General features: G+C 73.0%; 16 protein-coding genes. 5 read left to right on the top strand and 11 right to left on the bottom strand.

Annotation, left to right across the window (positions count from 1 at the left end; genetic code table 11):
• Window positions 1-476: 476 nt before the first annotated feature.
• The gene (locus E6R62_RS23685) at window positions 477-2,177 is read left to right on the top strand and encodes a carbohydrate-binding module family 20 domain-containing protein (protein WP_136215534.1); all 1,701 of its coding nucleotides are present in this window, start codon (window positions 477-479) and stop codon (window positions 2,175-2,177) included.
• 29 nt (window positions 2,178-2,206) lie between these two features.
• Window positions 2,207-7,558, top strand: coding sequence for a pullulanase-type alpha-1,6-glucosidase (gene pulA / locus E6R62_RS23680; protein WP_240801846.1), 5,352 nt, complete (start codon window positions 2,207-2,209; stop codon window positions 7,556-7,558).
• A gap of 79 nt (window positions 7,559-7,637) precedes the next feature.
• Here the strand turns inward: pulA and E6R62_RS23675 are convergent, their stop codons facing one another.
• The 8 genes from E6R62_RS23675 to E6R62_RS23640 form a co-directional block, all read right to left on the bottom strand.
• On the bottom strand, window positions 7,638-7,850 hold the full coding sequence (locus E6R62_RS23675; protein ID WP_168714152.1) for a hypothetical protein: 213 nt from the start codon (window positions 7,848-7,850) through the stop codon (window positions 7,638-7,640).
• A gap of 253 nt (window positions 7,851-8,103) precedes the next feature.
• Entirely contained in the window at window positions 8,104-8,628 is a 525-nt protein-coding gene (locus tag E6R62_RS23670; protein WP_136215532.1) for a GNAT family N-acetyltransferase, read from the bottom strand.
• A gap of 37 nt (window positions 8,629-8,665) precedes the next feature.
• The gene (locus E6R62_RS23665; protein ID WP_136215531.1) at window positions 8,666-9,370 is read right to left on the bottom strand and encodes a TetR/AcrR family transcriptional regulator; all 705 of its coding nucleotides are present in this window, start codon (window positions 9,368-9,370) and stop codon (window positions 8,666-8,668) included.
• A gap of 52 nt (window positions 9,371-9,422) precedes the next feature.
• Window positions 9,423-10,466, bottom strand: coding sequence for a PDR/VanB family oxidoreductase (locus tag E6R62_RS23660; protein ID WP_136215530.1), 1,044 nt, complete (start codon window positions 10,464-10,466; stop codon window positions 9,423-9,425).
• Window positions 10,463-11,377 (bottom strand): metal-dependent hydrolase, encoded by a 915-nt coding sequence (locus E6R62_RS23655; RefSeq protein ID WP_136215529.1) that lies wholly within the window; start codon window positions 11,375-11,377, stop codon window positions 10,463-10,465. The genes E6R62_RS23660 and E6R62_RS23655 overlap by 4 nt, the downstream gene beginning before the upstream one ends.
• 74 nt (window positions 11,378-11,451) lie before the next feature.
• Entirely contained in the window at window positions 11,452-13,380 is a 1,929-nt protein-coding gene (locus E6R62_RS23650) for a hypothetical protein (protein WP_240801845.1), read from the bottom strand.
• 89 nt (window positions 13,381-13,469) lie between these two features.
• The gene (locus tag E6R62_RS23645) at window positions 13,470-14,270 is read right to left on the bottom strand and encodes a tyrosine-protein phosphatase (RefSeq protein WP_136215527.1); all 801 of its coding nucleotides are present in this window, start codon (window positions 14,268-14,270) and stop codon (window positions 13,470-13,472) included.
• 19 nt (window positions 14,271-14,289) lie between these two features.
• The gene (locus tag E6R62_RS23640) at window positions 14,290-14,982 is read right to left on the bottom strand and encodes a rhomboid-like protein (protein ID WP_206308826.1); all 693 of its coding nucleotides are present in this window, start codon (window positions 14,980-14,982) and stop codon (window positions 14,290-14,292) included.
• Between the two features lie 64 nt (window positions 14,983-15,046).
• Here E6R62_RS23640 and E6R62_RS23635 point away from each other — a divergent pair, with 64 nt between their 5' ends.
• Window positions 15,047-15,754 carry a hypothetical protein gene (locus E6R62_RS23635; protein ID WP_136215526.1) on the top strand — a complete coding sequence of 236 codons (708 nt, stop codon included), beginning with the start codon at window positions 15,047-15,049 and terminating at the stop codon, window positions 15,752-15,754.
• Window positions 15,755-15,816: 62 nt separating this feature from the next.
• Complete coding sequence (locus E6R62_RS23630; RefSeq protein ID WP_136215525.1) at window positions 15,817-17,295, top strand: PepSY domain-containing protein; 1,479 nt, start codon at window positions 15,817-15,819, stop codon at window positions 17,293-17,295.
• 66 nt (window positions 17,296-17,361) lie between these two features.
• Here the strand turns inward: E6R62_RS23630 and E6R62_RS23625 are convergent, their stop codons facing one another.
• A complete protein-coding gene (locus E6R62_RS23625; RefSeq protein WP_136215524.1) occupies window positions 17,362-17,952 on the bottom strand; it encodes a winged helix-turn-helix domain-containing protein in 591 nt (196 codons plus the stop codon).
• Window positions 17,953-18,427: 475 nt separating this feature from the next.
• Entirely contained in the window at window positions 18,428-19,477 is a 1,050-nt protein-coding gene (glnII, locus tag E6R62_RS23620; protein ID WP_136215523.1) for a glutamine synthetase, read from the bottom strand.
• 214 nt (window positions 19,478-19,691) lie between these two features.
• Between glnII and E6R62_RS23615 the strand changes: the two genes are divergently transcribed.
• Complete coding sequence (locus E6R62_RS23615; RefSeq protein WP_240801854.1) at window positions 19,692-20,636, top strand: Gfo/Idh/MocA family protein; 945 nt, start codon at window positions 19,692-19,694, stop codon at window positions 20,634-20,636.
• A gap of 53 nt (window positions 20,637-20,689) precedes the next feature.
• On the opposite strand, the gene E6R62_RS23610 is transcribed toward E6R62_RS23615, so the two are convergent.
• Window positions 20,690-21,208 (bottom strand): hypothetical protein, encoded by a 519-nt coding sequence (locus E6R62_RS23610; RefSeq protein WP_136215522.1) that lies wholly within the window; start codon window positions 21,206-21,208, stop codon window positions 20,690-20,692.
• Window positions 21,209-21,280 lie beyond the last annotated feature (72 nt).

Here is a 21,280-nt window from a genome sequence, read left to right as displayed (position 1 = left end):
CGCCCTCCCGGAAAATTCCGGCACACAGAAGCCTTCCGCCGGATTTTGGTCCGGCGGTGAGGCTGAAAGTTTGGGAACCACAACTGCAACTGAAATCACAGTAGCACGGCAGGGCGGAGTAGGCGGCGGGAAAACGCGCGGATGCGCCTGGGGAGGGGAAATGCTCATCGGGCCCGGTCCGCAATTCTGTGCTTGCCGCGACAGGTATGGGGGAAATTCCGGGACGGATTTTCCGGAATATTCGAGGAGGCCGACGGCCGGAGTGCGGGCGCGGCAGGGCTTCGGGCCCCCCTGACCCGACCGACGGGACGTGGGGCGCGCTCCCGGGGGCGACACGCGCAGGAAACATTTCTGCAATCTCTTGCGCAAGGTCTTGCAGGTGGTCCGTCCGGCACCTACGGTCGCTGCAATCCCCGCCTGTTCGATGCTCGTTCCCCGCCTGTTCTGCGCCTCTTCCGCCAGGAGGAACCCCCCCCATGCCCACTACGCCGCGCATCCCCAGAGCCCTGCTCGCCGGCGCCGTGCTCGCCGCCGCGAGCGTGACGGCGACCGCTCCCCACGCGGTGGCCGCCCCGCCCGGGGGGAAGGACGTCACCGCCGTGCTGTTCGAGTGGCGGTTCGACTCCGTCGCCAAGGCCTGCGGGGAGAGCCTCGGGCCCGCCGGGTACGGGTACGTCCAGGTGTCGCCGCCGCAGGAGCACGTCCAGGGGCCGCAGTGGTGGACCTCGTACCAGCCCGTCAGCTACAAGATCGCCGGGCGGCTCGGTGACCGGGCCTCCTTCAAGGCCATGGTGGACGCCTGCCACGCCGCCGGCGTGAAGGTGGTCGCCGACTCCGTCGTCAATCACATGGCCTCCGGTGACGGGACCGGGACGGGCGGCACTTCGTACACGAAGTACGGCTATCCGGGCCTGTACTCCGGCTCCGACATGGACGACTGCCGGGCGACGATCTCGAACTACCAGGACCGGGCCAACGTGCAGAACTGCGAACTCGTGCAGTTGGCCGACCTGGACACCGGCGAGGAGTACGTGCGCGGCCGGATCGCCGGGTACCTCAACGACCTCCTCTCCCTCGGGGTCGACGGCTTCCGGATCGACGCCGCCAAGCACATGCCCGCCGCCGACCTGGCGAACATCAAGTCCCGGCTGACGAACCCGAACGCCTACTGGAAGCAGGAGGTGATCTACGGCGCCGGCGAGGCGGTCTCGCCCACCGAGTACCTCGGCAACGGCGACGTCCAGGAGTTCCGCTACGCCCGCGATCTCAAGCGGGTGTTCCAGAGCGAGAACCTGGCGTACCTCAAGAACTTCGGCGAGGCCTGGGGCTACCTCCCCTCCGGGCAGGCGGCCGTCTTCGTCGACAACCACGACACCGAGCGCGGCGGGGACACCCTCGACTACAAGGACGGCTCCGACTACACCCTCGCCAACGTGTTCATGCTGGCCTGGCCCTACGGTTCTCCCGACGTCCACTCCGGCTACGAGTGGACCGACAAGGACGCCGGTCCGCCCAACGGCGGCACGGTGAACTCGTGTTACACCGACGGCTGGAAGTGCCAGCACGCCTGGCGGGAGATCTCCTCCATGGTCGCCTTCCGCAACGCGGCGCGCGGCCAGGCCGTCACCGACTGGTGGGACGACGGAGGAGACCGGATCGCCTTCGGACGCGGGACGAAGGCGTACGTCGCCATCAACCACGAGGGCTCGGCCCTGACCCGGACCTTCCAGACCTCCCTGCCGGCCGGCGCCTACTGCGACGTGCAGAGCGGGCGGCCGGTCACCGTCGACTCGTCGGGCCGGTTCACCGCCACCCTCGCGGCCGGCACCGCGCTCGCCCTGCACGCCGACGCCCGCACCTGCGCCGGGACCGCGGCCCCGGCCGCCGTCGGCGCCTCGTTCGCCGTCACCGCCACCACCGTCCCCGGCCAGAACGTCTTCGTCACCGGTGACCAGGCCTCCCTCGGCACCTGGGACACCGCCCGCGCCCTCAAGCTCGATCCGGCGGCCTACCCCGTCTGGAAGCTCGACGTCACCCTCCCGGCCGGGACCGCCTTCGCGTACAAGTACCTGCGCAAGGACGCGGCCGGGAACGTCACCTGGGAGAGCGGTTCCAACCGCACCGCCACCGTGCCCGCCGACGGCAAGGTCACGCTGACCGACGCCTGGCGCGGCTGACCTTCCCGTCCCCTCCAAGGAGATCCGCAGTGATACGCCCCGTCGTCGCAGGAGTGCTCGCGGCCGCTCTGGCCGTGACGTTCCTGCCCGCCCTTCCGGCGGAGGCCGCCGCCAAGGCGCCACCACCCCCGCCCTCGGACGCGAAACTCGCGGCCGAGCCCGCCCGCCACGACCTGACCCGGGAGCAGTTCTACTTCGTCCTGCCCGACCGGTTCGCGAACGGCGATCCGCGCAACGACCGGGGCGGGCTGACCGGCAGCCGGCTGGAGACCGGCCTGGACCCGACGGACAAGGGCTTCTACCAGGGCGGTGACCTCAAGGGGCTGACGGACCGGCTCGACTACATCAAGGGACTCGGCACCACCGCCATCTGGATGGCGCCGATCTTCAAGAACCAGCCGGTGCAGGGCACGGGGAAGGACGCCTCCGCCGGGTACCACGGTTACTGGATCACCGACTTCACGCAGGTGGACCCGCACTTCGGGACCAACGCGGACTTGGGCCGGCTGATCGACACGGCGCACAAGAAGGGGATGAAGGTCTTCTTCGACGTCATCACCAACCACACCGCCGACGTCGTCGACTACCGCGAGGGCTCCTCCGGCTACCTGTCGGAGGGTGCCTTCCCCTACCTGACCAAGGACGGGGTGCCCTTCGACGACCAGGACTACGCCGACGGGAAGCGGAAGTTCCCGGCGACCGGCCCCGGCTCCTTCCCCCGCACCCCCTTCGTCCCCGAGGCGAAGAAGAACCTCAAGTCCCCTGCCTGGCTCAACGATCCGACGATGTACCACAACCGCGGTGACTCGACCTTCGCCGGCGAATCCGCCGAACAGGGCGACTTCTCGGGCCTGGACGACCTGTGGACCGAGCGTCCCGAGGTCGTCACCGGGATGGAGAAGATCTACGAGAAGTGGGTCGCGGACTTCGCCGTCGACGGGTTCCGCATCGACACCGTCAAGCACGTCGACACCCCCTTCTGGACCCAGTGGGCGACCGCGCTGGACGCCTACGCGGCCCGGCACGGCCGGAAGAACTTCTTCATGTTCGGCGAGGTGTACTCCGCCGACACCGCCGTCACCTCCCCCTACGTGACCCGCGGCCGCCTCGACGCCACGCTCGACTTCCCGCTCCAGGACGCGATCCGCGCCTACGCCTCGCAGGGCGCGGCGGCGGGGCGGCTGGCCTCCGTGTTCGCCGACGACTACCGGTACACCACCGACAAGGCCAACGCCTACGAGCAGGTGACCTTCCTCGGCAACCACGACATGGGCCGCTTCGGTTCCTTCCTGGAACAGGACCGGCCCGGGGCCGGGGAACAGGAACGGCTGGACCGCTACCGGCTCGCCAACGAGCTGATGTTCCTCTCCCGGGGAAACCCGGTGATCTACTCCGGTGACGAGCAGGGCTTCACCGGCTCCGGCGGTGACAAGGACGCCCGACAGCCGCTGTTCGCGACCCGGATCGCCGACTACCTCGACGATGACCAGCTCGGCACCGCCCGCACCCACGCGAGCGACGCCTACGATCCGGGGCACCCCCTCTACAAGCAGATCAGCGCTCTCTCGAAGCTGACCAAGGACCACCCCGCCCTGCGCGACGGCGTCCAGAGCGAACGCTTCTCCGACGGCTCCGTCTACGCCTTCGCCCGTACGGACACCCGCGGCCGCACCGAGTACCTGGTGGCCGCCAACAACGGGGACCAGCCCCGTACGGTCACGCTCGACGCGCCGGCCGGCGCCGGGTACCGCACCCTCTACGGCGGCTCCGCCACCCCGCGCGCCGACGCCGCCGGGAAACTCACCGTCACCGTCCCCGCCCTCGGCTCCGTGGTCCTCCAGGGCACGACCCCGCTCCCCGCCCCCACCGGCCGTCCCGCCCTCGCCCTCAAGGCCCCGGCGGCGGCGACCGGCACCGTCGAGATCGGCGCCGATGTCACCGGCGGCGGCGGAAACCGCGTCGTCTTCGCCGCCCAGAGCGGCAACGACCCCTGGCAGGTCCTCGGCTCCGCCGACCACGCCCCCTACAAGGTCACCCAGAACGTCACCGCGCCCGCCGGCACCCCACTGCGCTACAAGGCCGTCGTCATCGACGCCGCCGGGCACACCGCGAGCGCCCTCGCCGCCTCCACCGCCGGCCAGGCCCCGCCCGTCGGGGTCCCGACCGCCACGCAGCGCGAGTACGCCGTCGTCCACTACCACCGGCCCGACGGCGACTACGCGAACTGGCGGCTCTACGCGTGGGGCGACCTCGCGGACGGCGAGGCGACCCCCTGGCCCGCCGGGCACGATTTCACCGGCCGCGACGCGTACGGCGCCTTCGCCTACGTCCGGCTCAAGCCCGGCGCCTCCTCCCTCGGCTACCTCGTCATCGACAAGGACGGCACCAAGGACGTCGCCGCCGACCGCACCCTCGACGTGACCAAGTCCGGCGAGGTCTGGCTCGAACAGGGCCAGGACGCCGCCCGCACCGACCGCCCCGCCTACCCGCCCCAGGACACCACCAAGGCGGTCCTCCACTACCAGCGCCCCGACGGCGCCTACGACGGCTGGGGCCTGCACGTGTGGACCGGGGCCGCCACCCCCACCGACTGGGGCAAGCCGCTCCCGCCCGTCCGCACCGACTCCTTCGGGGCCGTCTACGAGGTCCCCCTCGGCGCCGGCGCCACCAGCTTGAGCTACATCCTCCACAAGGGCGACGAGAAGGACCTCCCCACCGACCAGTCCCTCGACCTGAAGGCCGCCGGGCACGAGGTGTGGATGCTGGGCGGACGCGAGAAGTACCTCCTGCCGCAGCCCGCCGGCTCAGCCGCCGCCCTCGACCTCACCAAGGCCGAGGCGGTCTGGATCGACCGCGACACCGTCGCCTGGAACGCCCCCGAGGCGGCCGCCTCCGTACAGCTCCTCGCCTCCGGCGAAGGCGCCGTCACCACCGAGGGCGGCGCCTTGCACGAGGGCGGCGCGCAGTGGCTGCGCCTGGGCCGCTCCCGGCTCACCGCGGCCCAGAAGCAGAAGTTCCCGCACCTCGCCTCGTACGCCGCCTACACGATCGACCCCCGCGACCGCGACCGCGTACGGGGCGCCCTGCGCGGGCAGCTCGTCGCGAGCGCCCGCGCCGCGAACGGCGCCGTGCTGGCCGCGACCGGAGTGCAACTCGCCGGGGTCCTGGACGACCTGTACGCCACCACCACCGCCCTCGGCCCCGTCTTCCAGGACGGCCGCCCCACCCTCTCCGTGTGGGCGCCCACCGCCCGACAGGTCTCCCTCGAACTCGACGGCCGGACCGTCGCCATGCGCCGCGACGACACCACCGGCGTCTGGTCGGTGCGCGGCGAGCGGAGCTGGACCGGCAAGCGGTACCGGTACGCCGTCACCGTCTGGGCCCCCACCGTCCGCCAGGTGGTCCGCAACCTGGTCACCGACCCGTACTCCACCGCCCTGACCACGGACTCCGCCTACAGCCTGGCCGTGGACCTCGCCGACCCCAAGCTGGCGCCGCCCGGCTGGCGCGACCTGCGCAAGCCCGCGCCCGTGCCCTTCACCTCCGCGCAGATCCAGGAACTGCACATCCGGGACTTCTCCGTCGCGGACCGCACCTCCAGCCACCCCGGCCAGTACCTGGCCTTCACCGACACCGCCTCGGCGGGTATGCGGCACCTGCGCGAACTGGCCGCCTCGGGCACCTCGTACGTGCACCTCCTGCCGGCCTTCGACATCGGCACCATCCCGGAGAAGCCCTCCGACCGCACCGAACCGGCTTGCGACCTCAAGGTCTACGCCCCCGACTCCGAGCAACAGCAGGCCTGTGTGGCGGCCGCGGCCGCCAAGGACTCCTACAACTGGGGCTACGACCCGCTGCACTACACCGTGCCCGAGGGCTCGTACGCCAGTGACCCCGAGGGCACCGCCCGCACGGTGGAGTTCCGCCGCATGGTGCAGTCGCTGAACGGCGCCGGGCTGCGCACCGTGATGGACGTGGTCTACAACCACACGGTGGCGGCGGGCCAGTCCGACAAGTCCGTCCTCGACCGCATCGTGCCCGGCTACTACCAGCGGCTGCTCGCCGACGGCAGCGTCGCCACCTCCAGCTGCTGCGCCAACACCGCTCCCGAGAACGCCATGATGGGCCGTCTCGTCGTCGACTCCGTCGTCACCTGGGCCAAGCAGTACAAGGTGGACGGCTTCCGCTTCGACCTGATGGGCCACCACCCGAAGGCCAACATCCTGGCCGTGCGCGCCGCCCTCGACGCCCTGACCGTCGAGAAGGACGGCGTGGACGGGAAACGGATCGTCCTCTACGGCGAGGGCTGGAACTTCGGCGAGGTCGCCGACGATGCCCGCTTCGTCCAGGCCACGCAGAAGAACATGGCCGGCACCGGCATCGCCACCTTCTCCGACCGCGCCCGGGACGCGATCCGCGGCGGCGGCCCCTTCGACGAGGACCCGCGCGTCCAGGGCTTCGCCTCCGGCCTGTTCACCGATCCCAACGCGGCCGCCGCGAACGGCGGCCCCGAACAGCAGCGGGCCCGGCTCCTGCACGACCAGGACCTGATCAAGGTCGGGTTGACCGGCAATCTCGCCTCCTACGCCTTCACCGACAGCACCGGCCGCCACATCAGGGGGTCCGAGCTCGACTACAACGGCGCCCCGGCCGGGTACGCGGCGGCCCCCGGCGACGCCCTCGCCTACGCGGACGCCCACGACAACGAATCGTTGGCCGACGCCCTGACGTACAAACTCCCGGCCGGGACGGCGGCCGCCGACCGGGCCCGGATGCAGGTCCTGGCCCTGGCCGTCACCACCCTCTCGCAGGGCCCGTCGCTGTCCCAGGCCGGGACCGACCTGCTGCGCTCCAAGTCCCTGGACCGCAACTCCTTCGACAGCGGCGACTGGTTCAACGCCATCCACTGGGACTGCCACGACGGCAACGGCTTCGGCCGGGGCCTGCCGCCCGCCGCCGACAACCGGGCCAAGTGGCCCTACGCGAAACCCCTGCTGACCACCGCGCCCCCCGGCTGCGCGGAGATCGACGGCGCCTCGGCCGCCTACCGCGATCTGCTGCGCATCCGGACGACGGAACCCGCCTTCGCCCTCACCACGGCCGAAGCGGTCCAGTCGGGCGTGGCGTTCCCCCTGTCGGGGACGGCCGAGACGCCCGGAGTGATCACGATGACCGCCGGTGACCTCGTGGTGGTGTTCAACGCCACCCCCACCGCGCAGACCCAGCGCGTGGCGGCCCTCGCGGGCACCGCCTACGCCCTGCACCCGGTGCAGGCGGCGGGCGCCGACGGCACGGTCAGGCAGGCGACGTACGACGCCGGCACGGGCGAGTTCAAGGCCCCGGCCCGCACGGTCGCCGTCTTCACCCGGGCCCGCTCCTGACGGGCGCCCCACGCCCGCCGAAGCGGCGGTGCCGGCCACGGACCGGCACCGCCGCTTCGGCGTTCACCGCATCAGAGCATCACAGCATCAGAGCATCAGACTGTCCGGTGGTCCCCACGTACACGGGGTTGCCGCTCACCGCGTTCAGCCGGCCGTGGTCCGCGACATGGGCCTGCGCCGTCACCGGCCCGGTCCCGACCCGGACGCCGAGCGCCTCCATGCGCCGGCCCTGCCCCGTCGTCCCGGCCACCGCGCCGTTGCGCACCGTCGACTGCCGGCCGACGTCCTGCACACGGGCCGCGTAACACACCAAGCGGGCCTTCGGGGTGAGCGTCCGCTGTCGGCCGCCGCCTCCACCTCCCGGACCACCGAGGCCGGCGCCGGCAGCGCCGTACCGCGCACGCCCACCGGGGCGCCCGCCGGTGCCGGCGCCGACGGCTGCCCCTGGGCCTGCGCCACGCCCCGCGGCCCCCAGCGCGCCCGACAGCGCCTCGTGCGGTTGTGGCGTGGGCAGGTGCTGTGCCTCCCCGACCGTCGTGGACGCCTCAGACGTCCAGGCGCCGTTCCAGCAGGATCACGCCGTACACCCGCCCGTCCGCGGCCTGCTTGGACGGGCACTCCCCGACGATCCGGTACCCCGCGCCCCGGTAGTAACGCAGGAGCCTGGGGTTGGTCGAGACACAGTCCAGCCGGGAGCGCTCCCGGCCGGTGCGGGCGATCCGCCACTCGGCGTGTTCGAGTATGCGTCGGCCCGCGCCCGGGGGAGCGGCCTCGCGCTCCACCATCAACCGGTGCACGTAGCCGGCGACGGGCGGCTGCACGCCCCAGGCCTCTTCGTCGGACCACCACAGCTCGTACGCGCCGACCACCCGGCCGTCGGCGTCCTCCGCCAACCACACCTCGCCGTCGCGCATCCGCGCGCGGAAGTGCGCCACGTCCTTCTCGCCGGGCTTCCACTGGTCGATCCCGTGCTTGCGCATCCACCGGGCGGCCTGGTCGTACAGCTTCACCAGCGTGCCGGCGTCCTTCTCCTCGGCCTGCCGGAACAACATCCCGTCGTCAATGATCACGCGGGCATTATCACGCGGTGCCGGGGGCACGTCATGATCACGTGGTGCCCGGTACCAGCGCCGCCAACCGCCCCACGAGCACACCGAACGGCCCGTCGGCCGGCTCCGCGGACAGGATGCGCACCAGGATCTGCGCCATCTCCTCGTCGTAGGCGGCGCTCACGGCGGCCAGCGCGGCGAAGTCGTGCACCAGCTGCAGTTCCAACTCCGAACGCGGGATGCGCCGCCCGTCCAACCAGATCAGCGCGGTGGACTCGGCGAGCGACACCCACGACCGCACGACGAGCTCCAGCCGGGCGGGCGGGGCGTCGGGCGAGACGCCCAGGTGCTTGAGGATCTCCTCGTACGCGGCCTGACGGACCTCGTCGATCATCGCGTTGGCGCGGCTGCTGCCGGCCGCCGGACCGCCCCGCATCAACGCCGAGAAGCCGGGCCCGTGTTCGTCGACGAACGCGAAGAACCGCCCCATCACCCGCAGCAGCCGGGCCCCGAGCGGTCCCTCCTGCGGCTCCACGAACCGCAGCGCCAGCTCGTCCGCGGCCCGGCGCAACGCCGCCTCGTACAGGCTCAGCTTGCCGGGAAAGTAGTGGTAGACGAGTGGCCGCGATATGCCCGCGGCCGCCGCGATCTCGTCTATCGACACGTCGTCGGGAGAGCGGTGGCTGAACAGCTCCAGGGCCACCCCGATCAGCTGCTGCCGCCGCTCCTCGACACCCATCCTGCGCCGCACCCCGGTTGTCATGCGGACACCCTACTTCCACACCGGCGTGGTTCTCGGCGGGGTGTCGGCGCCGCTACGCGTCCAGGACCAGGCGGTCCGAGGCGGCGCGGGAGACGCACAGGAGCATCGAGTCCTCGCGTTCCGCGTCGGTGAGGAGTTCGTCGCGGTGTTCCACCTCTCCCTCCACCACCCGGTGTCGGCAGGTGCCGCAGAAGCCCTGTTGGCAGGAGTACGGGGTGGCGGGCAGCGCGCGGCGCACCGCCGTCAGCGCGCTCTCGTCCGCCGCGACCTCGACCGTGCGCCCGGAGCGGCGGAGTTCGACCGTGAAGGGCTTCGCCGCGCCCGTGGGCGCGGAGCCGGTGAAGCGTTCCAGGCGCACCGCCGAAGGGTCGGGGGCGGCGGCCAGGACCGCGGCGATCAGGGGCTCCGGGCCACAGCAGTAGACCGCGGCGGCGGGGGTCGCGGCGAGCGCGCTCAGGTCCGGCAGGCCCGCCTCGTCCTCGGGGACGATCGTGACCCGGTCCCCGTAGGCGGCGAGTTCGGCGAGGAAGGGCATCGACGCGCGGGTGCGCCCGCCGTAGAGCAGCGTCCAGTCGGCCCCCGCCGCCGTGGCCGCCCGCAGCATCGGCAGGATCGGCGTGATGCCGATCCCGCCCGCCACGAACGCGTACGCCGGGGCGGGCACGAGGGGGAACCGGTTGCGGGGCGCCCGCAGTCGCAGCGCGGTGCCCTCCACCAGTCGGGCGTGCGCCTCGCGGGAACCGCCGCGACCGTCCTCGATCAGTCGCACCGCGATCGTGTAGCGCCCGGCGTCCGCGGGGTCGCCGCACAGGCTGTACTGGCGCACCAGCCCCGACGGGAGTACGACGTCCACGTGCGCCCCCGGACTCCAGGCGGGCAGCTCCGGTGATTCCAACGTCAGCAGCACGACGCCCTCCGCGGGCTCGCTCCGCGCGACGACCGGGACCCGCAGCAACCGGCGCGGGGAGTGTCCCGAGACGGGCACCTCCAGCGCCGGCAGCGGCCACAGGGGGGAGCGCCGGATGCGCCGGCGGAGCGCGCGCCGGGTGAGGAACGCGGCGCCGGCCGCCGCCGTCAGCGTCAGGGCGCGCCTCATGCCCGCCCCCCGCCGTTCGCGCCGGGCGAGGTGGCGAGGTAGGCCACGGCCTGGGCCGTCGAGCCCTCCTGCGAGGGGTGGTAGGTGCGGGAGAGGTAGGTGGGGATGGACTTGAGCATCGAGCCCGTCGAGGGGAGGACGCCCTGCCGGCCGGCCCGGAAGAGCTGACCCAGCGAGGCCTTGGCGGCCGGCAGTTCGGGGTCGTTCTCCATGAAGAAGCGGGCGCCGCGCTGCCAGAGGAACGTCAGGGCCGCGAAGGCCGTCGCCCAGGTCCGCACCCGGCGCCGGTAGCCGCCGTCGAGGTGCATGAACAGGTCGAAGGCCACGGCGCGGTGCTCGACCTCCTCCGCCCCGTGCCAGCGCAGCAGGTCCAGCATCATCGGATCGGCGCCCCGGCGGTCGAGCTCGTCGGCGTTCAGGACCCAGTCGCCGAGGAACGCCGTGTAGTGCTCGACCGCAGCGATGATCGCGACCCGTTCCATCAGCCACCACGTGCGCGCCCTGCCCGGGGGCAGGGTCCGGTCGCCCAGCAGCTTCTCGAAGAACCAGTCGACCTGTGCCGTGTAGGGGGTCGGGTCCAGGCCCAGTCGCTTCAGGTGAGGGAGCACGTCGTCGTGCGCGGCGGCGTGCATGGCCTCCTGGCCTATGAAGCCGACGACGTCCGCGCGCAGCCGCTCGTCCGTGATGTACGGGAGCACCTGCTTGTAGACGTGGACGAACCAGCGCTCCCCCGCGGGCAGCAGCAGGTGCAGGACGTTGATGGTGTGCCCGGCGAACGGGTCGCCGGGGAGCCAGTGGAGGGGGGTGTCGTCCCAGGAGAAGGACACGTTCCGCGGCTGGAGGCCCGTGTGCTCGTACAGGCGCGGGTGCTCCGACGCCACGGGGGCGGGCGCGTGCGGCGTGTTAGACATGGCGTCAATGTACTGAGGGGTAGGGGCGAGCAGAAGCCCTCGCACCCGGATTTTCCGCGCGGCCGTCGCCTTCGTCAGCGCAGGGCTTCCGCCTTCGTGCCGTCCGTGAGCCGGCCCGAGAGGTCGACCTGCGCGCCCTGGGCCGCCTTCACCGCGAGCCGGTTCCCGTTCGCGCTCCCGTTCACCCCGCCCCCGGACGCGGAGAGGGAGGTGAACTGGGCGCTGCCCGCCGCCAGGACGTACCACTGGCCTCCCTTCGACTTCCACAGCACGCCCGCGAGCACCCGGGGCTGCCGGGGACCGCACGCGGGGGAGCCCTCCGCCTTGGCGGCCTGGGCCGCGAGCGGCGCGCCCGGAGCCAGGAACTGGGCCTGGACCCGGTCCGCGGTGCCCTGCCAGGTCTCGGCCCGGCTGCACAGCCAGGTCGCCGTCCCGTCCCCCTCGGGCAACGGCTGCTTCGCGTACGTCCAGGCGTTGACGGTGCGCACCCCGTGCGAGCGGACCGAGGGCAGCAGGCACGCCGTCCGCGACCACTCGCCCAGCTCGGCCGCCTCCGTCACGTCGCGCTCGGCGCCCGGCGCGCCCGAGGTCAGTCGGACCGGGGTCAGTTCACCGAGGTCCGTCACCAGCCGGGTGGCGCCGTCGCCCGTCAGGGCCAGGGCGTTCCAGCTCGTACAGGAGCCCGTCGGGGCGGGGCCGGGTACCGGCGGCGTCATCCCGTCCGGGGTCAGCTTCAACGGCGAGGGCGACTCGCCCGGCTTGAGCAGGTCCCGCAGCGCGGCACCGAGCACCCAGGGGGCCGCCAGGTAGCGGACGTTGCCGTCGACCCGGCTGAGCACCAGAGCCGTCGCGGAGTCCGCGGAGGCCCCGTCCGTGCGGGCGAAGTCGAGGGCGGCGCCGGCGGTGCCGCCGCGCGGCTCGGCGTAGCGGACCACGCGCAGACCGTCGTACAGCAGGACCACCACGGCCTGGTCCACGGCCCCCGCGAACAGAAGCTGCGGCGGGCCCATCGGCGGCCCCGACGGGGTCCCGGGGGTGGCTGAGACGACCACCGAGCGGCCGGGGCGGGCCCACACCGCGAGCGCCCGGCGCAGCAGCGCGGTGTCGTCGGCACGGTCGCCGCGGGCCGGCCAGGCGGAGAAGTCCGTACGGGAGGAGGTGCGCCAGAGGGTGGGCGGGACGCGGACCAGTTGCCCGGGGTCGAGCGCCTGCTCCGCCACGGCGTTCTTCGCGTACGGCGGGGCGGCGGGCCCGTCCGAGCCCCAGCCCCCGCCCGGCAGGGCGAGCAGGGTGCCGCACACCGCGAGGGCGGCCGCGGCGGCGATCCCGGCCCGGGTGAACCGACGCCGCCGCAAGAGGTCGGTGGGCCGGGCCTGGAGCACGCACGGATCGAACTCGGGGGAGGCGAAGAGGGCGTCGTGCACCGGGTCGCCGGACTCCGCGACCGCCCCCGCCGGGTTCGCGACCCCGGCGTCCGCGAGCACCCTCAGGACGTCCGGCTCCGCCAGCCCCTCCAGCGCCCGCAGCACGCAGGCCGCCCGCCCGGGACCGCTCAGGGTGGTCAACCACTGGTCCAACGCCAGTTCCTCGGCCCCGCCCGAGCGCGGGAACAGGCGCAGCCCCCAGACCTGGGGGAGCACCCGGGGCAACTGCCCCCGCAGCGGGAGCGCCCGGAAGGTGAACGGGACGCCCGCCTCCAGGGCGGCGCGCAACACGCGCAGCCGCACGTACGGGTACCCCGACTCGGGGCCCTCCAGGCCGTCCCGCTGCGCCGGGACCCCACCGCGCACCGCGTCATCGCTCCCCCGGCGGCCGCGCGGCAGTGCCCGCTGGGTCAGCGAGTGGGCCGTGAGCACCCGTCGGTTGCGCCCGAGGGAGGGCGGCAGCACCAGGTAGGCGAGCCGCACCAGCCGCGGGTAGTGCTCGACGATGGCGGCCTCGGCCTGTTCCAGGCCGGGCGTCAGGGGAGGCAGGGGGCGGGTGGCGGTATCCGGCGCAGTCACGTTCAGCAGAACGAACGAATCGTCGGATGGTCACCCGCTTCCGCGCACCCGTTCGGGCGATTCCGCGCTGCGTCGGCGGTCCGGCGCCCTCAGGCGATCAGGTGGGTCCGTAGCGCCTCGACGGTCTCGTCGGCGACGCCGAGCCCCTCCCGCACGTACTTCTCCATGGAGCCGAAACGGGTGGCGACCTCCTCCAGCGCCGTCTGGAGGTAGGAGGGGAACACCCCGATCAGCGCCAGGGCGATCTCGGGGTCGCCGCCGGCCGCCGTGAAGCCCTCGATCATGGGCGCGAAGGTCCGCTTGACGGCCGGGTTCACCGACATGTATTCGGCCATCAGGGTGTCTTCGTCCGCGCCGAGGAGCGAGAGGATGACGGTCGCGCCCCACCCCGTGCGGTCCTTGCCCGCGGTGCAGTGGAACAGCAGCGGGCCGGCCTGCGGATCGGCGGCCTCGGTGAGCAGCAACCGGTAGGCGGCGTGCGCGGAGGCCGAGTTCACGAAGGACCGGTAGACCTCCCCGAAGACGGCCTGCGCCTTGCCCCCGCCCAGGTACTCCTCGGCCACGATCGGATCCGCCATCAGGTCCTTGAGCTGGGCGGCCGGGGGCACCTTCCCTATGCCGGCCCGGAGGCGGTCCGCCAGGACGTCGCGTGCCAGCAGCCGCGCCCCGGTCGGCAGCCGGTCGGGGTGGTCGGCGCGCTCGGCGTCGGTGCGGAAGTCGATGACCGTGCGGATGCCCAGCCCGGCCACCGCCGGATCGGCGTCCGGGTCGAGCCGGTCCAGCGCGCCGGAGCGCAGCACCAGCCCCGGGCGGACGGTGCGGCCGTCCGCGAGCGGGGTGCCGCCGAGGTCGCGGAGGTTCGCGACGGTGGTGGAGGGGGTGGCGGTCATCGGGCGGCTCCGGCTCGTTTCATACGGGTCTGGTGGGGCCGATTTTCTGATGGTTCACCCCGGAAGGACAATCGACGGCCAGGGAGAGGGCGATGCCGATCCCCAGCGCGACGAGGTGTCCGACGTCGGTGAAGGTGCGCCCGCGCCGGAGCACCGGTCGGGCGGCGAGGGCCAGGAGCCCCACCCGGGCGGCGCCGCGTACGGGCCCGCGCGGCAGTGCCGAGGTGAGCGCGCCGAGCACGGCGTTGAACCCGTAGCTGGTGCCCACGTCCAAGGCCCGGCGCGTCTCGCGGTCGGCCCCGCGCCGCAGCACCCCGTACACGAGCAGGGTCGCGCTCGCGTGCCCGAAGAGGAACACGGACGCCGTCCACCAGGCGCCGTGCGCGTACTCCGCGTACCCGAGCACCGCGACCAGCAGCAGCGCGTAGGGCAGCGGCATGGGCTCCTCGACCGTGAAGGCACTGCTGAGCAGGGTCTCCCAGCGGCCCGCGTCCAGGTTGTCGACGTTCGTCGAGCAACGGCGCAGCACCCGGTCCCGCGTCCGCGGGCCCAGCCGCTCCAGCGCGTGGGCACCGAGCTGGACCCCGCCGGTGTAGACGACCCCGAGCGGCACCGCCCAGGAGGACGGCGCCCGGGAGGACGGCGACCAGGAAGACGGCGGCGACGACCACGGCGACCAAGAGGACGGCGACGACCACGGCGGCAGTTTCACCCGACCATGATCCGACACGGCCTCCTCGTGGGCGGCGTCGGGGTCATGGGAACATGAGCCGGACATGTCTGACTCCCGCGCGCCGATGCGTGCCCTGCGGGCCGCGATGTTCGCGGCGGTGTGCGTCGCCTTGGGCGGGGTAGGGCATTCGTTCATGTCCGGGAGGGATATCCCGGCTTCGGGGTTTCTGTCCTCCTTCGCGGTGATCGGTGCTCTCGCCTGGCTCGCCGCCGGGCGACGGCGGGGTCCGCTCGCGATCACCGCCGCCCTGCTCGCCGCCCAAGGGGCGCTGCACCTGGCCTTCACCGGGAGTCAGGCGGCCGGGCGGGATTCGGTCACCGCGTCCGCGCCGATGCCCACGCACCACCACATGGCGGGCATGGACATGAGCGCCATGGGCGCCGACACCCCCGGTATGGCGGACATGGCCGGCATGGCCGGTCACGGGCACGGCGGCCTCGGCATGATCGCGGCGCACGTCCTCGCCGGGGTCTTCTGCGCCGCCTGGTTGGCCTGGGGCGAGGCGGCCGTGTTCCGGCTCGCCGCGACCCTGGGAGCCGCCGCGCTCCTCGCGGCCCGCCCGCTCGCCCGCGCGTTGGTCCTCCTGCGGACCCGAATGGCCCCCGAGCCGGCGCCGGTCGGGTACCGCGCCCCGTACGAACCGCCGCGTCGGCTGCGCGGGGCCGTGCCGGCCCACACCGTCGTCCGGCGCGGGCCCCCGGTCCGGCGAGACACCCGAGCAACGGCCCCCGGCCGGTCCATCCCCGCCTGAGAGGCGCGTGCGGCGAGGCCAGGGGCCCGTCACCCATGCCTTCGCCGACTTTCAGGACACCCATGTCTTTTGACGAGCTCCAGGCCGATCCCACGCGGACGGCCGACGCCCCTGTCTCCGACGCGCGCGCCGACGGACCGACCGCGCGCACCCCGGGAGCCTGGGCCGCGCTGCGACCGCTGCTCCTGCGCACGCACTTCTACGCCGGCCTGCTGATAGCCCCGTTGTTGTTCCTCGCCGCCGCCACCGGGCTGCTGTACGCCGGCTCCTGGCAGGTCGAGAAGATCCTCTACTCCGACGAGTTGACCGTCGCCCGCGTCGGTGACCATGCCCTGCCGCTCGGCGACCAGGTCGAGGCGGCCGAGAAGGCCGCGCCGAAGGGCGAGGTCGTGGCCGTGTGGCCCGCGCCCGACGCCGAGGCGACCACCCGGGTGATCATGAACAGCCCGGGCCTCGCGGACGACGAGACCCTGACCGTGTTCGTCGATCCGTACACGGCGGACGTACGCGGGCAACTCACCACCGCCGGGGACGCCCTGCCGTTGCGCGCCTGGCTGAGCGGACTCCACGCCGACCTCCGGTTGGGCGCGTTCGGCCGCGCCTACAGCGAACTGGCCGCCAGCTGGCTGTGGGTGGTGGCGCTGGGCGGTCTCGCCCTGTGGATCGGCCGCCGCCGCGCACGCGGGGTCCGCCTCGTCCTGCCCGACCGCGCCGCGACCGGTCGCCGCCGGACCCTGTCCTGGCACGGGGCGGTGGGCCTGTGGGCCGCGGCGGGACTCGTCGCCCTCTCCGCCACCGGTCTGACCTGGTCGGAGTACGCCGGTGAGCACATCGGACGGCTCCAGGACGGCCTCGGCGGCGCCACCCCGTCCGTCTCCGCCGGGCTGTCCGCCCCGCACGCGCCCGCCGTTGCCGGAGCCGAGGGCGGGGGCGAGCACGCGGGCCACGTCATGCCCGACGGCATGGAGATGCCGCCGCAGCCGCCGACGGCGGACATCGGCATCGACCGCGCCGTGGCCGCCGCCCGGGCCGCCGGCGTCACCGAGTCGCTCCGGGTGACGCTGCCCGCCGGGGGCAAGGGGTACGTCATCAAGGAGGCGGACAAGCAGGTGCCCGTACACCTCGACTCCGTCGCCGTCGACCCCGCCGACGGCAAGGTCATCGACGAACTGCGCTTCGCCGATTACCCGTTGCTCGCGAAGATGACCCGCTTCGGCATCGACCTGCACATGGGCCTGACCTTCGGGATCGTCAACCAACTGGCCCTGGCGGCACTGGCCGTCGCGCTGATGTTCCTCGTCTTCTGGGGATACCGGATGTGGTGGCTGCGGCGGCCGACCAAGGAACGCGTGTTCTCGGCCGGTCGCGCCCACCCGTGCGGGGCGTGGCGCAAGCTGCCCGTGACGCTGTTGTTGCCGCTCGCGGCGGTGACGGCGGTGGTGGGCTGGTTCGTGCCGATGCTGGGGATCAGCCTGACGGCCTTCCTGGCGGTCGACGCACTCCTCGGCTTCGCCGCCCGCCGCCGCCCGGCCGGCGTCTAGGGCGACGAGCGGGTGGGCCCGTACGCGCCTCCTCGCGCGTACGGGCCCACCCGGCGGCCCGCCGGCTCAGGGGGCGTACTTGTAGCCCACCCGGCGTACGGTCTGGATCGCGTCGCGGTGGGCCGCGCCCAGCTTGCGGCGCAGGCGGGCGATGTGGACGTCGACCGTCCGGCCGTCACCGACATGGCCGTAGCCCCAGACCGTGGTGACCAACTGGTCCCGGCTGTGCACCCGGTGCGGGTGCGCCACCAGGTGGGCCAGCAGCTCGAACTCCAGGTACGTCAGGTCCATGACGCGGCCGTCGACTTCGGCGGTGCGCCGCGCCGGGTCGATCCGTACGAGGGCGTCGCCGGTGGTCTCCGGGGTCGCGGGGGCGGTCTTCGCCGGAGGAACGGAATGCGGGGCGAAGGCGATGGGGGGCTGCTGATCGGCCGGTACGAGGACCAGGTAGCCGACCATCGGCGGGTGCCCGGGTAGCGCCGGCAACGAGTGCTGGGGCGCGGGCAACCAGGTGGCGCCGGGCGGGAGCAGGTCCACCACCCGGGCCACCTCGTCCCGGTCCACGGCGCGCAGCCGGTGGCGCGGGCCGGACGGATAGGTCAGGGGGGCGGAGGTCGCAGCGGACGCGGCAGAAGTGATGGAGCGGGTGTTCGCCATGAGTGGTCAGCTCTTTCACGCGGAGTGGTCGGCAGGAGACGTACCTACGTCGTCGTTGTCGTACCGCGCAGACCGAAGGCCTCGGGGAGGTTCTGAGTAGAGGGGTCCCGGAGGCTTTAGAGGGCCGGCGCGTTCTCCGCGCGGCAACACACCCGGTCGAAATCGTGGTTCTGACGGGACGGCCAGAACGGCTCCAGGTCGCTGCGACCTGACGAGGTGTGCGAGTGGCTGGCCATGGGCGTCATTCAAGCAGATGTGCGGGGTCCGGGGCAGAGTGCGTCTCACTTGGTGGATCGGAATCTCATATTCAGTCGCACCGACCGTGCGATACCACCCCGAACCGAACAAAACGTCGGGTCTTCGAACCCGGCTGAGGGGCCCCGGTTCCGCTTTCCGTATCGCATGCCGGGCAGATCCGTCCCGGTGGCCCGCCGACCGCGGGGAGGTCGGCGGGCCGGGAGCGGTCAGGGAGCGGTCAGGCGAGGCCGTCCCGCTCCAGGCCGGTGCAGCAGGTGTCGGTGATCAGACGGGTCACCACGTACGGGTCCACGTTGGCGTTCGGGCGGCGGTCCTCGATGTACCCCTTGCCGTCCTTCTCCACCTGCCACGGGATGCGGACCGACGCGCCCCGGTCGGAGACCCCGTAGCTGAACTCGTTCCACGGCGCCGTCTCGTGCAGACCCGTCAGGCGCTCGTCGATGCCGGCGCCGTAGTTCTTCACGTGGTCCATCGGCTTGGAGCCCTCGCCCAGGGCCTCGCACGCCGAGATGATCGCGCGGTAGTCCTCGCGCATCGCCTTCGTGGAGAAGTTGGTGTGCGCGCCCGCGCCGTTCCAGTCGCCCTTCACCGGCTTCGGGTTCAGCGTCGCGGAGACGTTGAAGTCCTCGGCCGTGCGGTACAGCAGCCAGCGGGCGATCCACAGCTGGTCGGAGACCTCCAGCGGACCGACCGGACCGACCTGGAACTCCCATTGGCCGGGCATGACCTCGGCGTTGATGCCGGAGATGGCGAGTCCCGCCGCGAGGCAGTGGTCCAGGTGCTTCTCGACGATCTCGCGCCCGAAGATCTCGTCCGCGCCGACGCCGCAGTAGTAGCCGCCCTGCGCGGCCGGGAAGCCGTTCACCGGGAAGCCGAGCGGGCGGGTCCCGTCGAAGAAGGTGTACTCCTGCTCGATGCCGAAGATCGGCTCCTGTCCGGCGAACTTCTCCGCGACGGGACGCAGCAGCGCGCGGGTGTTCGACTCGTGCGGGGTCATGTCGATGTTCAGCACCTCGCACAGCACCAGCACGTTCGCCCCGCCGCGAATCGGGTCCGGGCAGGAGAAGACGGGCTGGAGCACGCGGTCGGAGGCATGTCCCTCGGCCTGGTTGGTGCTCGAACCGTCGAAGCCCCACACCGGGAGCGCGCTCCCTTCGGCGGGGCCCGCGAGCGGGGCGGGGTCCCCGCTGATGATCTTCGTCTTGGAGCGCAGCTTCGCCGTCGGCTCGGTGCCGTCGATCCAGATGTACTCAGCCTTGTAGCTCACGGGCCCCATCCTTCGGTACGTCGCTCCGGCGCCGCCCCCGCGCTCGCCGTGGGTCGCGGCACTACTCTGCCGATCGCAGCGTGCCCCTTCGCGATTTCTCTTCCGTTGCCCGGCTGTGAACCCCGTGTTACCGGGGTTTACACCGCAGCTCGGGGTGGTTGTGCGGGTCGGGGGCGGGCCACCGGTTCGGGTGCGGCAGACTGGGCGGGTGAGCATTTCGTACGATTTGAACTCGTCCGTCGATCCCGTTCCGCACGCCGACGGGGGCCCCCGCCTCCGGGTCGGCCTGCTCGGCACCGGCCCGTGGGCGCACCGCACCCACGCCCCCGCCCTCGCCGCCCACGCCGGGTCGGACTTCGCCGGAGTGTGGGGCCGGCGCCCCCAGGCGGCGGCCGAGCTGGCGCGGGTCCACGGCGTGAAGGTGTACGAAGACCCGGACGCGCTGTTCGCGGACTGTGACGCCGTGGCCTTCGCCCTGCCGCCGGACGTACAGGCGCCGCTCGCCGTGCGCGCGGCGGCCGCCGGATGCCACCTGCTGCTCGACAAACCCGTCGCGACGACCGTGGGGGAGGCCCGGGCGGTCGCCGACGCCGCCGCGCTGCACGGCGTGGCCTCCGTCGTCTTCCTCACCCTCCGCTTCGCGGAGCCGACCGCCTCCTGGGTCGAGGAGCAGGCCGGGCGGAGCGGCTGGTTCACCGCTTCCGCCCACTGGCTCGGCGCGGTCTTCCCGCCCGACGGCGAGGCGAGCCCCTACGCCGCCTCGCCCTGGCGCAAGACCAAGGGCGGACTGTGGGACGTCGGGCCGCACGCGCTGTCCGTACTGCTCCCGGTGCTGGGCGACGTCACCGCCGTCTCGGCCACCCGCGGGCCGTCCGACGTGGTCCAACTGGCCCTGCGCCACACCTCGGGCGCGCTCAGCACGGCCGTGCTCAGCCTGGGCGCGCCGCGCGCCGCGGCGGGGGTCGGCCTGGAGCTGCGCGGCGCCGAAGGCGTCTTCGCCCTGCCCGACTGGAGCGACGTACCCGGCGCGTACGGGCGGGCGCTGGACGCGCTGGTCACCGCCGCCCGGACGGGGAAGCCCGATGCGCGCGGGGCGGAGTTCGGGGCGAGGCTGACGGAGATCCTCGCGGAGGCGGAACGCTCGGCGGCGGAGGCCTGAGGCAGCTGCCCTGGGGCGCGGCAGACCGGGGGACGCGGCGCCGGGCACGGGGGCTATTTGATGACGGCGTTGGCCACGATGATCACCACCCCGATCGCGGCGTCCGCCATGCCGATGAACAGCGCGCTGCGCCGCCGGTAGCCGACCCGCAGGGCGGCGAAGATCCCCCAGCCGAACAGCAGCGCGGTGTTCAGGATGAGCGCGACGCCGGTCACCTCGTACTCCGGCCACCCCGTGAGTCCGGCGAGCATCAGCAGGGCGACGCTGGGCAGGGTGGCCGCCACCAGGGGCCACTCTTGCCACACGGCATGGCCGAGACCCGTCCACAGGTGCCCGGGGGAGCCCGGCTGATGACTGGTCATGTGGTGGGCGTAACCGTGGGCGAGCGCCGCCACCACCGCGGTGACCAGGACCCAGGTGGCGTCGTAGAAGGGCGAGTACTGCTCACCCGTGCGCTCCAGCGCGGCCAGCAGCCCGCTGGCGAGGAGCGTTCCGTACACCCCGCTGAACGTCCAGGCGGCCCGGCGGCGGGCCGGGGGCGGCGGAAGGGCGTGTTCCTGCGGTGATGCCATCGCGGTGGTCCTTTATGCCGTATCAGGCGGTTATGTACTCCTTTTCCTCGGTCCAGGGTAGGGGGTCGGCGG

Source organism: Streptomyces sp. A1136, assembly GCF_004795055.1.
Lineage (GTDB): Bacteria > Actinomycetota > Actinomycetes > Streptomycetales > Streptomycetaceae > Streptomyces.
The sequence above is the reverse complement of the archived record's forward strand: the minus strand, read 5'-3'. Positions and strand labels throughout refer to the sequence as shown.